We start from the raw sequence: 19,590 nt of genomic DNA on the forward strand, positions 1-19,590 counted from the left end.
TGCCGGAAAGGGTCGCCGGTCGTCTGTGCGCGGCACATCACGCCGGCACCGCCATCGCCATGCCGTCGCGCTGCGGATCGGCGCCGCCGCGGCAAATTCCGTCTTCGATCTGGATGCCGTGGAGGGCGGCAAAAGCGTAACTTTGCCAAGAGCGCTTCACCTCGTAGCCCCGGCCCTCGATTTCTTCAGTGACATAGCGCGGAATGCGATTGGAGACGTCGATTGTGTTCGACACCGCCACGATCCTCGGGGCGGCCACCGCTTCCGACATGCTCATATCGAAATCAATGAGATTCATCAGCCCCTGCGCCATGGACGGCGCGATATAGCTGCCGCCGGGCGCTCCCATGACGATCACCGGCCGGTCGTCCTTGAATACGATTGTGGGCGCCGCAGAGCTGGCCCGCCGCTTGCCGGGAGCCAGCGATCCGGCCCGGCCCGGCCTTGGGTCGAAGCGGCTCATCGTTCCGTTGTACATGAATCCCAGGCCATCGGTGATCGCCCCCGAGGGACTGCCCAGCGTGTGGGTCAAGGCGACGGCATTGCCCTCACGGTCGACCACCGAAATATGGGTCGTGTCGCGCGGCGACCGGTCATCGACGCGCTCGATCCTGGCGCGCAGCCCGGCCTTGATCTCGGCGGCGAGCCCGCTGCAATAGTCGCGGGACAGCAGCCGCGCGACCGGCACGTCGACATAGGCAGGATCGCCGAGATGGCGGTCCTTGTCGATGGTCATGCGCTTCATCGCCTCCGCCAGCAGGACGATGTGCTCGGCACCGTCATGCTCCATGGCTCCGACATCAAAATGCTCGAGGATGTGGAGCAATTGCAGCATGGATATGCCGCTGGCGGGCGGCGGGCTGGTCGCGATATCGTAGCCACGATACTCGCCCCAGAGCGGTTGCGCGGTGGATAGCTCATAGCGCGCCAGATCATCCTTCCCGATAAGGCCGCCGTTGGCGGCCATGTCGGCGGCGATTTCTTCGGCGATCTCGCCCTTGTAGAAAATATCCGGACCGGCGGCCGCGATGCGCTCGAGCGTTTGGGCGAGGTCGGTGTTGACGACGACGTCGCCTGGCAGCTTGACCGCGCCGTCCGGGCGAAAATAGATGGCGCGCCCCGTGTTGCTGAAGCGCAGCTTGTCAAGGGTCCGCACTTCGCCGGTATCTACGCCGTCCTGGGCCCAGTACCAATGGACATGCGGGCGGACCATAAAGCCGCGCCTCGCCTGCTTGGCGGCGGGTGCGACGACGTCGGCCCATTCAAAAGTGCCGTATCTCGCCAGCGCCTCGGCATAGCCCTTGACACTGCCCGGCGTGCAGACGGCGAGATAGCCGATCTCGCTGATGCCGCCTTCCAGCAGAAAGGCGAAGCCGTCGCGCGACTGGCCGACCAGAAGGTCGCTCCACATTTCAGGCGACGCTTTGAGCGGCGCCCTGGCGTAGAATTCTAGCACCTCGTGCACGCCGCGTCGCGGCATATAGACCTGCATCGAGCCAAAGCCCCCGATGCCGGCCATTTGAGGGTCGACGACGCCTTGCATGAAAGCGCAGGCGATCGCCGCATCGACGGCGTTGCCGCCGCGTTTGAGCACCAGCGCGCCCGCCTCGACCGCCTCCGGCTGCGGCGCAACGATCATTGCATTCATCTTGATGCGTTCCGTCGTTCCTTGAGCGCCTGGGCCAGGAAATCCTTGACCGGATCGAGAACCGCGTCACGTTCGTGGGCTACCCCGGGCAGCAAATCAAAGCGTACGCGCGCACCCGCTTCCTCGAACGATCGACACAACGTGCTGAGGCGTTCCGGCCTCGTTTGTCCTGCATCGTTGGCGCCCGGCATCCAATGCGCGCTGCCTTGGACATGCGTGATTTCCCAGGTCTCCAGGTCGGCATCGCCGACGATCATCTGGACAGGCACTTTTGCCAGCGCTGCGGCGTCGAAGGTGATGCCGAACTTCTCCGGCAGGTCGCGAATGCCCACCCACCAGTCCCGCGTGGGATCGAGCAGGGTCACCGATCCCGGTGCGCCGATCGACGCCGCCCATAGCCTGTCGGGATGAAGGATGGCGAAGCGATGGGTGAAATGCCCGCCGCCGGAAAATCCGAACATAGCGAAGCGGGTCCAGTCCTGACGGTATTTCGCGACGACTTCCTCGACTATCGCGAGCAGCACCTGATCGTAGCGGATGTCGCTCTCGATCATGTATTTGTATCCGCTGCGGGCATCGTCGCCGAGAACGCCCATTGGAAACACCGGGCACAAAATGGCGCAGTCGTTCCAGCGTCCGAACTCGGCGAACGCATCACGGAAACCCAGGAACGAGGTGCGGCCGGTACCATGGACGGCCACCAGCAGGTCGACTTGGGCGCCTTCCCCAACCGCGGGCGGTACATACAGGCAATAGTGGAAGCGTGGGTCCGATTTGGAAGCAAAGATGGCGGTCGCGCCAAGATCGTATGTAGCGCGACCGCGATCCGCAACAGATCCCGTGGCGATGCTCGTCAAGTCTACACCTCCTCAGACAATCTTGGCGTTCATGGCCAGCGTATACTGGTCGGCCCGCGTCGTGAACTGAAGGTCCTTTCGGGCAGCCACGACGAGAACCTCATGGTGCAGCGGAATCAGGGCGACGTCGTTGAAGACGATGTCGCTGAGCTCCGAGAGCATCATTTCGCGTTTGGTGTCGTCCAGCGTCCGCTTCGCCACAGCCAGTTTGGCATCGAGATCGGGATTGGAGTAGCGGCCCGAATTGGCGATGCCCATACCGGCGTCCGGATTCTGCGTCGCGACCAGAGCTGTCATCGGGTTCGAGGTTTCGCCTGTGTTGACGCCCCAGGAGTCCAGATTGACGCTGAACTCATGGGCATCCGCCTTGTCGGCATAAACCGACCAGGGCATGACCTCGACGCTGACTTCCAGGCCGATGCGAGAGAACATCTGGGCCACGGCCTGCACGATCTTCGAATCGTTGACGATACGATCATTGGGCCCGTGGATCGTCAGGCGGAAGCCATCGGGGTAGCCGGCCTCGGCAAGCAGGGCCGTGGCTTTTGCAGCGTCGAATGGAACGGGTTTGATAGCAGCCGAGGTGCCCGGGGCGCCGGCGGGCAGAAACTGTGAAGCGACAATGGCATTGCCCTGCATCAAGCGCTCGACGATGGCGCTGCGGTCGATCGCCATGGACAGCGCCTGCCGCACACGCAGATCCTTCAGCGGGTTGCGGTCGAGCGGCTTGCCATCCTTGCCGCTGATGAAGGGCGTCACGTCCCTGAACGTGTCCAGCGAGAAGAAGACCACCCGGCTCGATACGCCGCGGATGATGTGAAAGCGCTCGTCTTGTTCGACGCGGGCAACACCCTCGTAGGGCACCTGTTCGACGAGATCGAGATCGCCGGCGAGCAGGTTGGCAAGCCGCGCGCCGGCATCGGTGACGATGCGGAGCTCGACGTCCGGCAAAGCAGGCCTCGGTCCCCAGTAGTTGGGATTGGCGGAAAGCGCGACACGGTTGCCGGAAACATATTCCTTCAGCACATAGGGGCCAGTTCCGATCGCCGCGGTGCCGTTGTTGAACTGATCGCTCGGGGTATCCTTGAACTTGGCGCGGATGATGCGAATGCGACTGAGCGAATTGGGCAGAAGCGGCTCCGGCTGCTTGGTTTCGATGAGAAGCTTGCCGGTTTGGGGCGAGGTGATCGACTTGATGTTGCGCGTGTAGGTCCGGAACGACGCCGTGCTGTCGATGGTGTTGGCCCGGTCGAATGAGACGACGATGTCGTCTACAGTGAGCGGCTCACCGTCGCTGAAGCGCACGTCCGGCCGCAGGTCGAACTCCCAATGGGTGTCGTCGACCACGCGCCAGGCCGTCGCGAGCCCCGGTCTGGAGATCGATTTTTCGTCGTTGATGACAAGCGTGTCGTAGATGTGGGTGGCAAGCGCGTTGTTCGGCGCATTGCTCTTCAGATGCGGGTCTAGCGTCGTCGGCGGAGCAGCCATGCCGATCCGCAGCTGGCCATTTGCCGCGGCGTGGGCAAGCCCCGTCCAGCCAATGCCTTGCAAGACGGCGGCACCGCCGAGCGCCCATTGCATCAGCGCACGGCGCGATATTGTCCGGTTCATCATTGGTTTTCTCCGTGTCCACTCTGGATAGTTCCATCGGAGGAGTTCTTTTCCGCTGCCGCTTGCCATGATCGAGCCCAGCTTGGGATCCGCTGATGGTGCCGGCCTCCTTCCTGACAGCGAGTGAAACGAAAGCTTCACGATTTGTCAACACAGATAAACCATCGTTTCACTAGACGATACAAATTTTCTCGTTTAACCTCCTGCACGAGACGCTTTGGCGAGGAAGTGAGAAATGACCGATCAAGCAGATACCCGGTACACGGTCGATTCCGTCGATCGCGCGATCAGTTTGTTGCAGACTGTGGCCGGCGAGGCAGATCTTGGCGTTTCCGAAATCGCGCGGCGTTCCGGCGACAGCAAGGCGCGCGCTTTCCGGCTTTTGCAGACGCTGGTGCGGCGCGGCTTGCTGGCGCGATCATCGGATGGAAAAGGCTATCGCCTCGGCCTCGCTGCATTGATGCTGGGCCACGCCGCCAGCGAACAGATGGATCTGATCCGCATAGCAAACCCTGTTCTGGAAGAACTCGGTCAGAAGATCGGCGAAACCACCCAGTTGCGGATCCGCGATGACCAGGAAAGCCTTTGCGTCGCCAAATGGGAGCCGAAGCGGGACCTTCGCGTCAATGCGATTGTCGGCCGGCGGCGTCCGCTACATGCCGGTTCGAGCAAGGCGTTCCTGGCCCATATGGGTGATGAGGAGCGCGAGGCCATTCTTTCCGGCCCGTTGAAGCGCTTCACCAAGAAAACGGTGACCGATCCTCGGCTTCTTAGGGGCGGGCTCGAGCAAATCCGCAAGGCGAAGTTTTTCGTCAGTCGCGGCGAGATCAACGACGATCTGATTTCGATCACCGCACCGGTGTTCGTGGCGCCGGGTAAGATAATCGCGGCGCTGAACATCGCTGCCCCGGAAAATCGGGTGCCGGAAGAGCGTATAAGCGAACTGGGCGACATGGTGGCCCGGGCCGCCCATCGTATTTCTGCCGCCCTTGGCTTCCGCTCGCCGGCTGCCAATGAGATAGCGAGTTGAACCGGTGCCAAATATCACACGACTGCCTCGGCAGATTGCGACGAGGGATGTATCTCCGGAACGGTGAAAACCGGCACCTCGCCCTTGAAGCCTTGGAGTTCGAAGGCGCCCGCCTGGACAACCGGCATCGATGCTCCTTGGGCAAATCCGGGACCAAGCACCAGGGGGATGCTCAGCTTTTTGGTCGTTGACTCGAGCCGTGCCGTGCGGTTCACCGGCGAGCCGATCGCGGTGTAATCGAAGCGCCGTTCGGAGCCGAAATTCCCGACGGAGCAGATGCCAGTATCGATGGCGACGCCGATTTCGATAGAGGGATGCCCGCGCGCGGTAAGCGCGGCGTTTTCGCGCTTGACCCGTTCGATCAGGGCGAGCCCCGCTTCGAGCGCGCGCTCGCGATGATCTGGCTGGTCAAGCGGCGCGTTCCAGAAGGCTAGCACGGCATCGCCCATGAACTTATCGATGGTCCCGTCGCGCTTGAGTATCTCATCGGTCGCAAGGCCGAGGAAGTGGTTGACCACCTTTCCGATTTCTTGGGCATCGAGTTGTTCGCTCATCGCCGTGAAGCCGCGTATGTCACTCAGCAGGATTGTGATCTCGCGCTTCTCTCCGGACAGGATCGCTTCGGTATCCGAATTTGCCAGGCGCTGCACCACAGAGGGCGACAGATATTGGGAAAACTGCCGGGCCAGGGTGGACCGGCGCTGCTCGCTGCGCCTGTAGAGGGCATAGCCCTCGAAGCCAGCTACGAGGATCGTCGCAAGCGCCGGCTGCAGTGGGTCATAGAGCGCACCCTGCAGGCTGTATTCGAGAGCGCCAAACACGAAGGGCGTGGCAGCCAGGAGCGCCAGAGCGAATGCGCCAATCACGACCCGCTCGGCGAGCACTCCAGAAAGCCCGATGAAAACGATGCCACTGAGGACCAACCACAGCCGCTCCAGCGTCCGCGCTTGCGTTGGCTCTACAAGATAGCTCGCGGCAAGCATCTGGCCGATTGCATCAGCGTGGATGTCCACGCCTGGTCGCGCCGGACGCGCCGGGGTGGACAGATACTGTGTCAATCCCACGGCTGACAGATCAACAATGGCGATCGCGTTCCGCAGCAGCGGATCGCCGCGACCCGAAAGGATATTACTGGCAGATATGCGCGGCGTATTGGTGTCGGTCTCCCAGAGGCGGATGCTGCCCTGCGGCTCAAGTGGCACAATGGTCCCGGCCATCCTGAGCGCGTCAAACCCGGCGACATTCATCCGGGCTACGTAGCCGTTCTCTCCGGCGTAGAGGCGCAGGAGTTCGAGCGCGAACGACGGCCAGAGCTGCACGCCTTGAAGCGTATTTCGGAGCCAGAGCAGCGGCACATGGCGTAGTACGCCGTCGGGATCGGGCACAGTGCGAATTACGCCGAGGCCTGCAGCGGCGCTCGAGAAATCAGGAAGGGAGCCTGTCAGACCGGTGAAGCCAGGAAGCGTCTCGGGTAGCTGCCCGACGATCGACCAGCCGGCTTTGGGCTCTGCTTCTGAAACCGTCACCTCGTTGCCCAGGCTAACGGCGAGCGCCGTTCGATTTTTCGCCAGTGCGCTGGCGAGGCGCTTGTCTCCGGCGATGCCATCAGGAGAGATATCAGCCTCGGGCAGCACCAGCGCAAGCCCGATCACCGCGGCACCGGACTCGGCGACACCATCGACCAGATCGGCCAAAAGGCCACGGTTCCAAGGCCATCGCCCATATGCCTTAAGGCTCGCGTCGTCTATCGAGACAATGACAACAGGATTGCTCGTCGCCTGGCGCGGGGCGAGGGACTGGTAGAGGTCGTACGTGCGCTCGCGCAGGCGCGACAGCGGCCCGTCGAAAGCAAAATGGCAAGCGAGCAGCAAGAGTACGACCGCAAGACCAGGTATTTTCCGCCTGGCAGCCCGCCGCCAATCAAGCGAGGGGCTCATGCCGCTCGGCCAGCCTTACCGGCAGTCGGGAAAGCAGTCATCATCCTCATCATCCACCCCGCTGCCTACAGGGGGCGTTGGGCTGTCAGGGAACTCCATGGCCACGCCGGGCAATGCGCCGTCGGTGGACTTGCAGGCTTTGAGCGAATTGCCGAGTGCTGACGCACAAATCGCGCTTACGTTCAGCCCCGGACCCGGTTCGCCTGGCAGGCCGGTGCCGGCTATTCGATCGATGCTGTCCAAAATCGGGAACGCGTCGATACCGCCGTAGCCGGTCAGCAGTTTGTCATTGTCCGACGTGCAGGCGTGGCCCGGGTTTGTGATCACGAGCTTGCGACCATTCATCATGCAGGTCATGCGGCCGGCGCGCAGTATGCCGACGGTCTGACCAGCAATCACAAGCACCTCAATGATGCCACCTCTGGCTCCGAGCACCATGTGTGGCGTCGCAACTTGCATGTCGCCGCCTTTCGAAACCTGGCCGCCGTAGAAACGGGCCAGGCCGCTGTTCATCCTGATGTCGATCTTTCCTGATCGGGACCCCGGATTGTAGACGAATTCATCGATCGTCAGGCTGGTGTTCGGACCAATCTTGGCGCTCGACTCGTCCCGGAACACGAGCATTCCGAGACCGGTGATATTGCTGCGCAGCTGGTCGCCGAGTTCGACGCCAGCGCCGACGTTCATCGCCTCGCCGTGATTGCGGATGATGTTGGTCTGGTAGGCCGTCATGGACCCAACCGTTTCAGCGCCAGATGGTGCCGCAAAGGCAAGGCAGGCGATACAAGTGGCTATCTGACGATACAGGGTCCTCATCGCGGCCTCTTTCAGTTGAGTGTCAACGTGTAGCTCACGAGCAATTCGAATGAATCTCGGTCGCCGCTGGCGATCTCGAAGTCGGTTTCGCGATAGGCGAGATCGACACTGACCTTCTGCCATTCAGTGAGCTGAAAATCGCTTTCCGAGGCAATGCGCCAGAAGTCGCTCTGGATGTTCGTGCCGATGCCGACGGACAAGTCGGGAGTGTCGCTGTGGCCGGCCGAGACGGCGACCTGGTGAGACCATGCGAAAAGGTCCGGTACTTCCATCACCACGCCGCCGTAGCGGACCTCTCCAATGTAGCTGCGGCCGATTTCGCCAGCTCCGGAGGCGAAGTCAGTCGAGCCGACTAGGCGCAGTCCGAGCGCCTGGCCATTGCGGAAGCGGTAGCTGCCGCCTGCCTCATAGAAGGCCCTGCTATCGGCGAAGATGCCTTTCGAGCTGCTTAGATCGATGTAGCCGGCACCTGCAAAAAGCGTCGTCTCGACGGTGGGGCGCACGAGGAAGCGCCCACTTAGACCGACGCCGCTCTCGTGAACGTCGCTGTCGAAGCGATCTGTGACGGCGAACGCGGAAAGTAGCAGCCGTAGCGAATCGATCCCGCTGTTGGGCAGTCCCTTGTCCAAGGTAATGGCGGCGTTCCCGTGGATAAAAGTCTCCTCGGCACCGGGAACCGACAGGTCTTTGGTGAAAAAGCGCTCTGTCGCTGCCAGCGAGCCCGAGAGGACAAGTGCATCAGCACTTGGCGTCCCGAGATCCCATCGGATAAAGCCTTCCGCCCGCCCATAGGGCGAGACCAAGGTGCGGTCGTCTTCGGCCCCGCCCGGCTCAAAATCGGTGGATGCGCTGAACATGCCGCCAGTCAGAGCGATTTCCCAGGTGACGCCACGTAACGCGCGCTCGATGCGGGCGAGCAGGCGAACGGCTTCCTGCTGCTCATCCGCGGACAGGTCCCCGACCTCGAGGCCGTACTGCGCCTGCCGCCGGGCCAATTCATAGGAGCCGACATGATAATACAACCGGCTGGCCGAGAGCCGGGCGCGCGCATCGCGAGGATGTTTGATGAGATACTGCTCGATCGACGAGATCGCCTGATCGTACTGCCCTGCGTTGACGGCAACTGTGACGAATTGAGCTAGCGCTCCGTTGTCGGTCGGATTGGCAATGCGGGCCGAAAACGCATCGTCATAGGCCGGATAGAGACCTTGTGCGCCGGCCGGCAATATGCCGGTACAAAGCAGCGCCGCGGCGAAGCCGAGGATCATTGAAAACGAGGAATGCATGCCGAGAACCCACCCCAACCCGACTAGTGCAGCGGATCTAGCACGCCTGCACGAAAAAAAGCGACAGAACTGTCAGGAAACCTCCGAGTCTTCAGCAGCTGTTGCAGCTGCGCAACAAACTATCGCGTTCAATCGCATTTCGCCTACGCTGGTTGGCCAAACATCTTCTCAGCGTTGCTTGGCTTCCAGCAAGTATTCCCTACAAACGGCAACTAATCCAAATCATAATCAGCGGCGGATTGCGCAGCCGACAAGATCAACATTGTTTGCGCGATTCTCCACGTACCTGGTCGCCGCACGACGCATCAGGGTCACATGGAGCTCCTCCGAAGGTCCTCCGCCGCGTTGCGCAAGCGCTCGGAGAGCTAGCGGGCGATGCTTCTCAGGACGGCCTGCGCGATGTGCGGCTTAGCCTTTGTTATCTTGTTGAACGCCGACGAGGTCACTTCATAGGCAACAACGTCCTCGTCCGCGATCACGTCCGTCGAGCGTGCCCTACAGCACGAGCATGGTGGCCAGTCCCAGCATCAGGCCCATGCCTACAATATCGGTCACCGTCGTGAGGAAGATCGCGGAAGCCACGGCCGGATCGGCGCCGACCCGCCGCAGGCCCAACGGGATCAGCACGCCGGAGATCCCGGACATGAGGCACGATCCGGACATGGCGAGCAGGATCACAAGCGCCAGCATGGGCGCCTGGGATGCCGACTCCGGCTGCCGTGAAGCGTAGAACCACATGGCCGCAGCCGCCACCAGACCGACGAGCAAGCCGTTGGCGATCCCGAGCGCTCCCTCCCTCAGCACCAAGTGCAGCTTCGGTCGTTTGTCCACATCCCCTAGGGCGAGGCCACGCAGCGTAATAGCCAGCGCCTGGCAGCCGGTGTTTCCGCTCTGTCCGGCCAACACCGGGAGGAACGCCGCCAACGCGACGATCTTCTCGATCGTGCCTGTGAACGAGCCGACCACGAAAGCGGCTATGAAGGCCGTCAGCAGGTTGAGCTGCAGCCACGGATGACGTTTCAAAAAGGCTGAAAACAGCGGAGTGAAAGAACGCTCCTCCTTCTGGACACCCACCATCTGGCCAGGCTGGGCAGAAATCTCGATGATTTGCTGCTCGAACAGCCGCCAGCCGCGAACCTGCCCGAGCAGCCGGTTCTCCGCGTCCACCACGGGATAGACAGGGTAGTGACGGCGTACCGCCGCCTTGCAGGCTTCGCTCAAAGGCATATCGACGTGAAGGGCGAACGGACTTGCCAGCATAATCTGATCCACCGTCGCGTCGGCCCCGCTCAGCATCAGATCGCGCAAGACCACTAGGCCAACCAGTCTATCGCCCTCGTCCGTGATGTAGAGGTAAGTCAACTCGGTCGGCACCTGCGCGCGCCTGACGGCCTCGACCGCGGCGGCTACCGTCGTCCCGACAGCAACGCTGGCGGGGATCGGATCCATCAGCTCAACGATGGCCTCGGGGATCGCGAGATCCTTGCCGTCGGTATGAGATTTGATGGGCCTCCTTTGCGAGGGAAAATGCTCCGCCACCTTCCGGGCGTGCCTATCCGGTAACAACTTTAGTGCGTCGCGGATGAACTCGGGAGACTCTCGGGCTAGCAATTCAGCCGCGTCGTCAGGGGCTCGAGCACGCAGCGTGCGCACCAACTTCTCAATGTCGTTCTCTTCCCTCATCTGTTCCCCCAACCTCTAATGTTGCGCCTCTGAGCTTATAGACGGAACCGGTTCGCTCTGCCCAGGCGCACGGTGGCCTAAGCGCCTCGATCCGGAATCTTCGCCTTCTCGGGGCGCCGAGTAGACTGACCCAGACAAATCTGAGCCATTGCGTGGGTGCATATAGGCGGGTTGTAACGTCAGCGTGTCGCCAAGAGAATTGACGTGTTGCCGAAACTTCACCGTCGATTCCCGAGCTCTGCGAGCACGTCGCAACTCATCAACGAAGTAAGGTCGGCAAATGGGCCGTCGCGGCCCTGCTCATTGGGGTGCGCTCAGCCCGACAGTTCGCGTGCCGGCCGCGATTCAACCTGGGAAGATGGTGAAGCCGCCATCGACGCGAATGACCTGCCCGTTGATGAAACGCGCGCGCGGACCGGCGAGGAAGGCCACCGCTTCGGCGATCTCTTCAGGCTCGGCATAGCGGTTCAGCGATTTTTTGCTCGAGTCCATGCGCTCCGGATCGACGACGCGGCTCGCCTGGAACCGTGCCGTCTTGGTGGCGCCGGGGCTCACCGCATTGATGCGCACGCCATCGTCGATCAGTTCCTTGGCGAGGCAACGCGTATAATGCACGACGGCCGCCTTGAGCGTGGAGTAGACCACCTCCGGCGAGCATCCGATATGCGCTGCCGCTGAGGCAATGTTGATCACCGAGCCTGAGCCGCGTTTGACCATGGGCGGAATGAACGCCTGGCAGACCAGCATCGTGCCGATGAGATTGTTCTCGGTCAGCACCTTGATGTCTTCACAGTCGATGTCGAGCGCGTTGTTGGGACTGGGCTTTACCCCCTTGGCGCCGATGTCGCCGCCGGCGCAGTTGACCAGAACATGCACATCGCCGAGCTCCGCTTCGATCTTCCTCTTGATTTCGGCAACGGCTTGCCTGTCACCGATGTTGCCCGTAACCGCGGTTACCCGTGTCCCATGCTTTTCCAAACCCCTGGCGGATTCGCCGAGGTCTGCGAATTCGCCATATTGCGACGGCCGGGTCCAATCGAGATCGTGGATCGCGACGTTTGCGCCAAGTTCGGCCAGGCGTTCGGCCATGACGCGACCAAGGCCGCGTCCCGAGCCGGTCACGAAGGCGGTCAGGCCGCTGAGTTCTCGGGCAGTCATGCTGATTTCTCCATTGCAATGAAATCGAACTTCTTCATGTTGGCGGCGCTGCGCCGGATCATGTCGAGCTCATACGAAACCAGCGCGCCGTCATCGTCGCGCTCCCATGGCGTCCGGTAGTCGACGTCGTCCGCAAGGCGGTTTACGCGGGCAGCACTCAGGCAGGCGGCGAACTCGCGCGCAGTCTTCGGCGCATACCCGTTCCACCAGTCGTCGCTGAGACAGCGAACGTGGCGGGCTTCCAGCGCGCCCGGCTCGAGCACGGCGGTCAGCGTGTCGTGATGCTCGGCGAGGATGGCTGCCAGTCCGGCGAAGGGCACGGCGCCGTCGCCGATCGCGCAGCGGACCAGACGATAGCCCTCATCGGTGAACTGCACGCGATAGTCCTTGAGGTGGACATGGCGGACGTGCGGTGCGATGCGCCGCGTGAAGGCAAGCGGCGCCTCGCCGACAGGGAAGGTGTTGCCGGTGTCGTAGGTGATGCCGACGCCCGGCCCACCGAGTTCGCAGAACGCGACCAGTTCGTCGCTGCCGAAGTCCTGATGGTTTTCGATGCCGAGCACCCGGCCCTCAGCCGCCGCACGCGGCCCCCATTCCGTCAAGGCAGCGCGGATCGTCGCGTCGAACTCGCTCCATTTCGGGCCCCACAGGTTGCGGTCGCCGCACAGGACGGGGGTCAGTGCGATACGGATCGTTGTCGCCTCGAGCAGGCGCGCCGCCCGAAACGCGCTGTCCAACGGACCGGCCACCAGAAGTCCGCCACTGACCACCGGGACGATGTCGAGCGCGGCCAGACGCCTGCGCAGCTCGACGATTTCGGCGTCCGGCAAGTCGGTCAGCCATGGTTCATAGATCTCGAGCGTGCGTGCGCCCAGTTCCTGCGCAAGCGCCATGAAGCCTTCCAGCCCCGTCCCGTCCGGATTGTGCCGCGGCGTACCGCGTCCCTGCAGGCCGAGAGTGTAGGTCAATCCGTAAGGGTTGAGGCCGAGGCGAAGCATCAGCTTGGCAGTCCCGTTGAAAGATGTGGGAGCGATCGCATCAGCGCAGACCGGCATCGACGGCGATGGACTGCTTCGTGATCATGCGGCTGTCATCGGCGGCAAGGAAGAGCACGGTCCGCGCAATCTCCTCGCCCAGCAGGACGCGGCGGATCAATTGCCGCTGCACCGTCTGGTCGATTGCGTCCTGGGTCTTGAACCACAGCTGGCGCTGCCGCTCGGTGATGACGGCGCCGGGTTCGACTGCATTGACGCGGATGTTGTCGGATCCAAACGACCGCGCCAATGCGCGCGTCAGCGCCACCACAGCCCCCTTGGCGGTGGCATAGGCCACCATCTGGTCCGCGCCGAAACGCCAGGCGATGGAAGAGAAGTTTATGATCGAGCCGAAGCCGAGTTCCTTCATATGCGGATGCACCGCCTGCGCGGCGAAGAAGTGATGCCGGAGATTGACGTCGAAGCTGCGGTCCCAATATTCGGCTGTCACCGCGTCAACGGGTTGGCGCTGATCATCGGCAGCGTTGTTCACCAGGACGGCGACCGGACCAAGACGCGCGCGCACGTCTTCTACCGACGCCTGCAGCGCAGCGATGTCAGTGACATCGCAATGGAGGTACACCGGGGCCTGCCTGGCGACGCCACCAAGCTCGCGCACCAGCGCTTCCGCGGACCCATCCTGCACATCAAGAAAGCATACGCGGGCGCCATTCGAAGCAAAGGCGCGGACCATATCGGCGCCGATCCCGGAGGCGCCGCCGGAGATCAGCACGACGCGATCGGTCAAGCTCGGGTAAGTCGCGAATTGCATGGACATCAGATCACAGAAGCGCCCTGGTTGCTGGATCGAACAGACAGGCGCGCGACATGTCGATGCCGAGTGTTATCGTCTCGCCCATGACGGGGGCGTCATCCGGCTCGAATCGGCCGGTGATCTCCAGGTCGCCCAGCCTGAGGACGGCAAGCGTCTCGGCCCCGGTCGGCTCGACCAGTTCGACCGGCGCCTTCATGGACTCGACAGCAGGTTTGCGCGACTTCAGGTCCGCTGTGAAACGGTAGATGTGTTCGGGCCGAACACCGAGCACCACGTCCTTTGGCGCACCGGCGGGCAAAGGCGCGGCAAGGGCAAGAGTAGCGTCGCTGCCGTCAGCGGCGCGCACCGAGATGCTGGTTGAGCCGGTAAGCCGGGCGGGGATGAAATTCATCGCCGGCGATCCCATGAAACCGGCCACGAATATGTTGGTCGGCCGGTCATAGATCCGCTTCGGCGTGTCGAACTGCTGCACCGAGCCCTGGTTCATCACCGCAATGCGGGACGCAAGCGTCATCGCCTCGACCTGATCGTGGGTGACGTACACCGTCGTCTTGCCGACGCGATGGTGCAGCTTCTTGATTTCGGTGCGCATGTCGACGCGCAGCTTAGCGTCGAGATTGGACAGCGGCTCGTCGAACAAAAACAGTTTTGGGTCGCGTACCAGGGCGCGTCCCATCGCAACGCGCTGCCGCTGGCCACCTGACAATTGCCCGGGCTTGCGGTTGAGCAGCTGCTCGATCTGCAGGAGCGCGGCAACCCGCTTTACGGCTTCCGCCTGCTCCGCTTTGGGCACGCTCCGGCTCTCCATGCCGAAGGTGATGTTCTGGCGCACCGTCATGGTCGGGTAGAGGGCGTAGGACTGGAACACCATCGCTATGTCGCGGTCCTTGGGCTGCACGGAGTTGACCAGCCGGTCGCCGATCCAGATCTCGCCCGAGGTGACGGTCTCCAGGCCGGCGATCATGGCGAGCAAGGTTGACTTGCCGCATCCCGACGGGCCGACGAGGGCGACAAACTCCCCGGTTCGCGCCTCGAGATTGATGCCGGCCAGAATCTCGAGCCCGCCATAGCTCTTGTGAAGGTCGCGGATCATCAGCGCGGACATGGGCGATGCCTCATTTGATGGCGCCTCATTTGATGGCGCCTTGTGTCAGGCCGCGCACGAAGTATTTTCCACCGAACAGGTAGATCAGCAGTGGCGGCAGCGCGCCGATCAGCACGGCTGCGCTCATCACATCGTAAGCGCGGGCGGTCGTGCCGCCGGCAGTAAGCGCGACCAAAGCCGCCGTAATCGGCTGCTGCTGGCCCGAGGTGAAGACGACGCCGAACAGATACTCGTTCCAGATGCCGGTGAATTGCCAGATGACGGTGACGATCAAAATCGGCGGCGACAGCGGCAGGATGATCTTGCGGAAAATCCGCCAGAAGCCGGCGCCGTCGATGCGTGCCGCCTTGATAAGGTCGTCCGGTATGCTGACGTAGAAGTTGCGGCAGAACAGGGTGGTGAACGAGATGCCCTGGACGACATGAATCAAGACCAGCCCGTAGGTCGAATTGGTCAGGCCGAGTTTGCCGAGCAGGAACGCCCACGGCATCAGCGAGATCTGGCCGGGCATGAAGACGCCGAGGAGCATCAGGTTGAACAGAATTTCCGAGCCCTTGAAGCGCCATTTCGACAGCACGTAGCCGTTCATGGCGCCGAGGAGGGTGGAGATGAGCGTTGCGGGGATCGTCATCCAGAGCGAGTTGAAGAAATTGCGCTTCATGCCTTCGCAGGTGCCGCTGACGCAATAAGTGCCCCAAGCCTGCGCCCACGCGTCGAGGCGGAAGCTGCGCGGCAGCGAGAGGAGGCCGTTACGGGCAATGTCGGACTGCTCCCGCAACGAGTTGAAGACGACGACCAGCAGCGGTGCAAGGTAGATGACGGCGAAAAGCGTCAGCACCGCATAGACAAGGAAGCGACCCCAGAAATATCGCCGCTTAGCCGCGGCCGCTTCGGGATCATGCCGGGCGTTGGTGACAATTTCAGCCATTGCGGCCCTCCGCCCGCCTGCGCCAAACGATCCACAAGGAATAGGGCACCAGCACAACCGCGAGGGCCGCGAGCATCATCATCGCCGCGGCGGCACCCTCGCCGATCTGCCCACGCTGGAACATCAGGTCGTAGACATAGATCGCCGGGAAGGTAGTCGACACACCTGGCCCACCCCGCGTCAACGCCGCCACCAGGTCGAACGTCTTGATGGCGAACTGGATCTGGATGACCGCCACCGCCAGAAAAATCGGGGCGATCGTCGGCAGGATGACCTTCCGATAGGTGCGGGAAACCGACGCACCGTCGATCTGCGCTGCTTTGATGAGATCCGGATCGACCGACCGCAGGCCAGCCAGGAAAAGCGCCATTGCGAAGCCGGACGACTGCCAGATACCGGTTATGATCACCGCATAGATTGCGGTGTTGCGGTTGGCCGTCAGGGCGAAGCTGAAGTCGGTCCAGCCGAGCCCCCGCACGAAGGCCTGGATGCCGTCGACGGGATTATAGAGCCAACTCCACACCGTGCCGGTGACGATGAAGGAGACTGCCAGCGGATAGAGGAAGATCGTGCGCCAGACCGCCTCGCCGCGAACGCGCTGGTCGATCAGGATCGCCAGAAGCAGTCCGATGGCCATCGAGCCGACGATATAGAAGCCGCTGAACAGAAAGAGGTTGGTGTAGGCGATGTTCCAGCGCCGGTTCGCCCAGAGCGAAGCGTAATTGTCCAGACCGACGAACCCATAGGTCGGCATCAGCGACGAACTGGAGAGCGAGAGATAGAGCGTCCAGAGCGTGAAGACGAAGACGTAGATGAAACTCGCCGCAAGCGACGGCGCCAGCACCAGAATGGGCACCATCGTGCCCAGGCGCTGCCGCCACGGGGTTGCGGTAGCCGCAACCGGCACGGTCAGGTCACGCGTTGACATCTTCTGCTCCGGCGAAGTCGGGGCCGGGCGACGCGCGACAAGCCATCATCGGCAGCGTCTTCACATCTGCGCTTCGGCCGCATCGGCCATCGCGCTGGCTGCGTCCTGCGCGGTCATGTCCGGCGTCGCCACGAATTCGGTGACGGTATCCATGATCGCGCCGCGCACCTTCTGCGGGATCGTCATGTTGTGCGCCATCGAACGGACAAGCGTGCCGCCATCGATCGACGCCTGCAGGTCCTTCTGGGAAAGCTGCTGGCAGGGATTGAAGCCGTTCGAAAGGTCGACGTCGAGACGGGCCGGGATCGAGCCCTTGGTCTGATTGAAAATCGTCTGGAACTCGGGCGACAGGATGGTGCTGGCGAGCAGTTTCTGGCCCTCGACGTAGTCCGGATCCTTCTGCTGGAAGAACACGACCGAGTCGGAATTCAGGAGGAAGCCCGGCTTGCCCCAATCAGTCGGCGCCTGGGCGCAGACATAGTCGGTGCCCTGCTTGAAGCCGCCGGCCGTGAGCAGGCCGAGCGTCCAGTCGCCCATGATGTGGAAGGCGGCCTCGCCGCGGCCGACCAGATGCGACATGCTATCCCAGTCGCGCCCGTTCATGCCGGGGTCCATATATTTGGTCGTCATGGTGCGGAACTGTTCGAAGGCCTTGACCATGCCGTCGCTGCGCATCGCCTCGACGTCACCCTCGACGAAGGCCTTCTTGAAAAGATCGAGATCCATTCCGTAGACCACCACCTCGAAGACCGTCGAATCGGTCCAGTCGGCAGTCGAGTGCGAGATGCAGATTTTGCCTGACGCCACGATCTTGTCGCAGGCGGCGTTGAAGTCTGCCCACGTCTTCGGCACCTCGGCCACGCCTGCTTCCTGCATGACCTTCGGCGATGCCCACAGCCAGTTGATGCGATGGATATTCATCGGCGCCGCCACCCAGCTGCCGGTCGGCTTCATCACCGGCAGCAATTCGGGAGCGACGACCTTCTCCCAATTTTCCGCTGTCGCCAGTTCGTCGAGATTGGCTGTCATGCCGGTCTCGTTCCATTCGGCGATCTCGGGTCCCTTGAGCTGCACCGCTGGCGGTGCATTGCCGGCGATCACGTCGGCGCGCAGTTTCGCCAGCGTGTTGGCCGTGTGGCCTGCGATGGAGGTCTGCTGCCAGGTGCCACCCTTGGCGGTGAACATCTCGCCGAGCTTGGCAATGGCCTGGGCGTCCGATCCGGTCGCCCATTGATGCAACAGGTTGGTCTTGGGCTCTGCGAGCGCGGCTCCCGCAACAAGGGTGTACGCCGTAGCGGCCGCAACGGCCGTTCTCAGATATTCCATCGTTTCACTCCCATGTGATGTACGGTTCGTATCGACCGCTTGTGACGCAATTCGAGTTCGTCGCAGAGGGAGATGCAGCATCTCCGTTCTTTCCAAGATGACATATTTGAGCTATCAGTCAACGTCCTTTGTGCTCACCATGAACAAACCTTCGCTTAGAAATTGGCTGATCGACAAGCCCTCCGCATCACCGGAGAGCCTGATCGTGCGATGCCTGCGGGAGCGCGGCGTGCTTTCTGCCTCGCAAATCGCGCACATCACGGGTTTGGCGCGGTCGACAGTTTCAACGGCGCTCAACGGCTTGAAAAAGTCCGGAATGGTGATCGAATCCTCGGCCCACCATGACGGGACCAGGGGCATTGGCAGGCCTGCCGCGACCTTGACGCTCAATCCCGCTGCGGGCACCTGCGTCGGAATCCACCTAGGCCTCGATGAGATGCGGTGCCTCATCGGCGACGTCTCGCATTCTGTCATTGCCGAACAAACTATCGCCATGGGCCTGGACTACCAGCCACAACAGGCGGCCGAGCTCGCCAAGTCAGCAATTGCCCAATGCTACGTAGAGAACGGTCTGCCGATGGCGGGGCTCCTGGGGGTTGGGGTTTCCGTCTCGGGCCCTGTCAGCCGCGAGGGCGTGGTGCAGCGTGCGAGTATTGTTCCGACCTGGGCTGGGGTCAACATCCGCGATGTGTTCGGGCCGGTTCTCGAACAGCCGATTTTCGCCGACAACGAGAGCAACTGCTCGGCCATTGCCGAGCTGATGTGGGGCGCGGCCGTCGGCCAAGACGATTTCGTCCTGTTCAAGATCGATCTCGGCGTCGGCGGGGCCATAGTACAGCATGGCCGGCTGGTGACGGGCATCGCCGGCGGCGCCGGCGAATTCGGGCATATCAGCATCGATCCCGGCGGCGATCTTTGCCGGTGCGGTAATCGCGGATGCCTGGAGCTCTATGCGAGTTTTGCCCGGCCGCTGGAGCAGATTTCGCGCATCGTGCGGCGGCCGGTGACGATGGACGAGGTGATCATGATGGCTGAGCAGGGCGACGTCGGGGCGCTACGGATGATCGAGGACACCGCGGACTTCGCCGGCCGCGGTCTTGGTCTGATCGGCTCGGTGATCAATCCGCCGCTCATCATCATCGGTGGCCGCATGGCGTTGGCAGGCGACATTCTCCTGGCACCGCTGATCGCGTCATATGAACGCCACACGCTCATCAAGTCCCGCGATATCGCGCCCGCACTGCGCACGCGGATAATCGTTGGCAAGCACACGCAGAACGATGCCTTGCTCGGCGCGGTCGGCCTGGTGCTGCGCCACAACAGCCGGCTGCAATGATTTGACTTTTCGCCGAGCGGGGGCACCGTCCAATCGGTACGGCTTATCTACGCCTGCTATCGGTGTTTTCGACGCACTCCAATGCCCGTCCTCAGCGCGGTTCATCCTCAGAAAAAGCACCGTCAGAAATGC

Annotated in this window: 16 protein-coding genes; 2 read left to right on the plus strand and 14 right to left on the minus strand. The window is 62.4% G+C overall.

The genetic code is table 11. The annotated features are described in order from the left end of the window. Positions 1-37: 37 nt before the first annotated feature. From ggt to AC0L3O_RS04880, 3 genes are read right to left on the minus strand one after another with little or no spacing between them, the layout of a single operon-like run. A complete protein-coding gene (gene ggt / locus AC0L3O_RS04870; protein WP_023800417.1) occupies positions 38-1,648 on the minus strand; it encodes a gamma-glutamyltransferase in 1,611 nt (536 codons plus the stop codon). Beyond that, entirely contained in the window at positions 1,645-2,505 is an 861-nt protein-coding gene (locus AC0L3O_RS04875; protein ID WP_287218167.1) for an alpha/beta hydrolase, read from the minus strand. Before AC0L3O_RS04875 ends, ggt begins: the two co-directional genes overlap by 4 nt. Before the next feature lie 12 nt (positions 2,506-2,517). Then, on the minus strand, positions 2,518-4,119 hold the full coding sequence (locus AC0L3O_RS04880; protein WP_473614964.1) for an ABC transporter substrate-binding protein: 1,602 nt from the start codon (positions 4,117-4,119) through the stop codon (positions 2,518-2,520). Between the two features lie 232 nt (positions 4,120-4,351). Between AC0L3O_RS04880 and AC0L3O_RS04885 the strand changes: the two genes are divergently transcribed. Beyond that, positions 4,352-5,146 (plus strand): IclR family transcriptional regulator, encoded by a 795-nt coding sequence (locus tag AC0L3O_RS04885; RefSeq protein WP_287218170.1) that lies wholly within the window; start codon positions 4,352-4,354, stop codon positions 5,144-5,146. 14 nt (positions 5,147-5,160) lie between these two features. On the opposite strand, the gene AC0L3O_RS04890 is transcribed toward AC0L3O_RS04885, so the two are convergent. The 11 genes from AC0L3O_RS04890 to AC0L3O_RS04940 form a co-directional block, all read right to left on the minus strand. Continuing rightward, positions 5,161-7,017 (minus strand): CHASE2 domain-containing protein, encoded by a 1,857-nt coding sequence (locus AC0L3O_RS04890; RefSeq protein WP_473614966.1) that lies wholly within the window; start codon positions 7,015-7,017, stop codon positions 5,161-5,163. 81 nt (positions 7,018-7,098) lie between these two features. Next, positions 7,099-7,815 carry a FecR domain-containing protein gene (locus tag AC0L3O_RS04895; RefSeq protein ID WP_027152473.1) on the minus strand — a complete coding sequence of 239 codons (717 nt, stop codon included), beginning with the start codon at positions 7,813-7,815 and terminating at the stop codon, positions 7,099-7,101. A gap of 95 nt (positions 7,816-7,910) precedes the next feature. Continuing rightward, the gene (locus AC0L3O_RS04900; protein ID WP_473614967.1) at positions 7,911-9,125 is read right to left on the minus strand and encodes a tetratricopeptide repeat protein; all 1,215 of its coding nucleotides are present in this window, start codon (positions 9,123-9,125) and stop codon (positions 7,911-7,913) included. A 555-nt stretch (positions 9,126-9,680) separates the two neighbouring features. Then, positions 9,681-10,868, minus strand: coding sequence for a magnesium transporter (locus tag AC0L3O_RS04905; protein WP_473614968.1), 1,188 nt, complete (start codon positions 10,866-10,868; stop codon positions 9,681-9,683). A 345-nt stretch (positions 10,869-11,213) separates the two neighbouring features. Beyond that, entirely contained in the window at positions 11,214-12,026 is an 813-nt protein-coding gene (locus AC0L3O_RS04910) for an SDR family NAD(P)-dependent oxidoreductase (protein WP_473614970.1), read from the minus strand. Then, entirely contained in the window at positions 12,023-13,024 is a 1,002-nt protein-coding gene (locus AC0L3O_RS04915) for a sugar phosphate isomerase/epimerase family protein (RefSeq protein WP_473614972.1), read from the minus strand. The genes AC0L3O_RS04910 and AC0L3O_RS04915 overlap by 4 nt, the downstream gene beginning before the upstream one ends. Before the next feature lie 40 nt (positions 13,025-13,064). Then, positions 13,065-13,838, minus strand: a complete 774-nt coding sequence (locus AC0L3O_RS04920; RefSeq protein ID WP_473614973.1) for an SDR family NAD(P)-dependent oxidoreductase — start codon at positions 13,836-13,838, stop codon at positions 13,065-13,067. A gap of 4 nt (positions 13,839-13,842) precedes the next feature. Continuing rightward, positions 13,843-14,940 (minus strand): ABC transporter ATP-binding protein, encoded by a 1,098-nt coding sequence (locus AC0L3O_RS04925; RefSeq protein WP_473614975.1) that lies wholly within the window; start codon positions 14,938-14,940, stop codon positions 13,843-13,845. 25 nt (positions 14,941-14,965) lie between these two features. Continuing rightward, the gene (locus tag AC0L3O_RS04930) at positions 14,966-15,868 is read right to left on the minus strand and encodes a carbohydrate ABC transporter permease (protein WP_473614976.1); all 903 of its coding nucleotides are present in this window, start codon (positions 15,866-15,868) and stop codon (positions 14,966-14,968) included. After that, positions 15,861-16,796, minus strand: a complete 936-nt coding sequence (locus AC0L3O_RS04935; RefSeq protein WP_091597534.1) for a carbohydrate ABC transporter permease — start codon at positions 16,794-16,796, stop codon at positions 15,861-15,863. Before AC0L3O_RS04935 ends, AC0L3O_RS04930 begins: the two co-directional genes overlap by 8 nt. Before the next feature lie 60 nt (positions 16,797-16,856). After that, a complete protein-coding gene (locus AC0L3O_RS04940; RefSeq protein WP_473614977.1) occupies positions 16,857-18,122 on the minus strand; it encodes an ABC transporter substrate-binding protein in 1,266 nt (421 codons plus the stop codon). Between the two features lie 139 nt (positions 18,123-18,261). Here AC0L3O_RS04940 and AC0L3O_RS04945 point away from each other — a divergent pair, with 139 nt between their 5' ends. Next, a complete protein-coding gene (locus tag AC0L3O_RS04945; protein WP_473614978.1) occupies positions 18,262-19,458 on the plus strand; it encodes an ROK family transcriptional regulator in 1,197 nt (398 codons plus the stop codon). Positions 19,459-19,590: the final 132 nt, after the last annotated feature.

Source organism: Mesorhizobium sp. WSM4810 (assembly GCF_055811235.1).

Excerpts from the sequence above, each read along its gene's own strand:
- ggt (WP_023800417.1), bottom strand. The coding sequence starts at position 1,648 with ATGAATGCAATGATCGTTGCGCCGCAGCCGGAGGCGGTCGAGGCGGGC.
- AC0L3O_RS04880 (WP_473614964.1), bottom strand. The coding sequence starts at position 4,119 with ATGATGAACCGGACAATATCGCGCCGTGCGCTGATGCAATGGGCGCTC.
- AC0L3O_RS04885 (WP_287218170.1), top strand. The coding sequence starts at position 4,352 with ATGACCGATCAAGCAGATACCCGGTACACGGTCGATTCCGTCGATCGC.
- AC0L3O_RS04895 (WP_027152473.1), bottom strand. The coding sequence starts at position 7,815 with ATGACGGCCTACCAGACCAACATCATCCGCAATCACGGCGAGGCGATG.
- AC0L3O_RS04905 (WP_473614968.1), bottom strand. The coding sequence starts at position 10,868 with ATGAGGGAAGAGAACGACATTGAGAAGTTGGTGCGCACGCTGCGTGCT.
- AC0L3O_RS04910 (WP_473614970.1), bottom strand. The coding sequence starts at position 12,026 with ATGACTGCCCGAGAACTCAGCGGCCTGACCGCCTTCGTGACCGGCTCG.
- AC0L3O_RS04915 (WP_473614972.1), bottom strand. The coding sequence starts at position 13,024 with ATGCTTCGCCTCGGCCTCAACCCTTACGGATTGACCTACACTCTCGGC.
- AC0L3O_RS04920 (WP_473614973.1), bottom strand. The coding sequence starts at position 13,838 with ATGTCCATGCAATTCGCGACTTACCCGAGCTTGACCGATCGCGTCGTG.
- AC0L3O_RS04925 (WP_473614975.1), bottom strand. The coding sequence starts at position 14,940 with ATGTCCGCGCTGATGATCCGCGACCTTCACAAGAGCTATGGCGGGCTC.
- AC0L3O_RS04930 (WP_473614976.1), bottom strand. The coding sequence starts at position 15,868 with ATGGCTGAAATTGTCACCAACGCCCGGCATGATCCCGAAGCGGCCGCG.
- AC0L3O_RS04935 (WP_091597534.1), bottom strand. The coding sequence starts at position 16,796 with ATGTCAACGCGTGACCTGACCGTGCCGGTTGCGGCTACCGCAACCCCG.
- AC0L3O_RS04940 (WP_473614977.1), bottom strand. The coding sequence starts at position 18,122 with ATGGAATATCTGAGAACGGCCGTTGCGGCCGCTACGGCGTACACCCTT.
- AC0L3O_RS04945 (WP_473614978.1), top strand. The coding sequence starts at position 18,262 with ATGAACAAACCTTCGCTTAGAAATTGGCTGATCGACAAGCCCTCCGCA.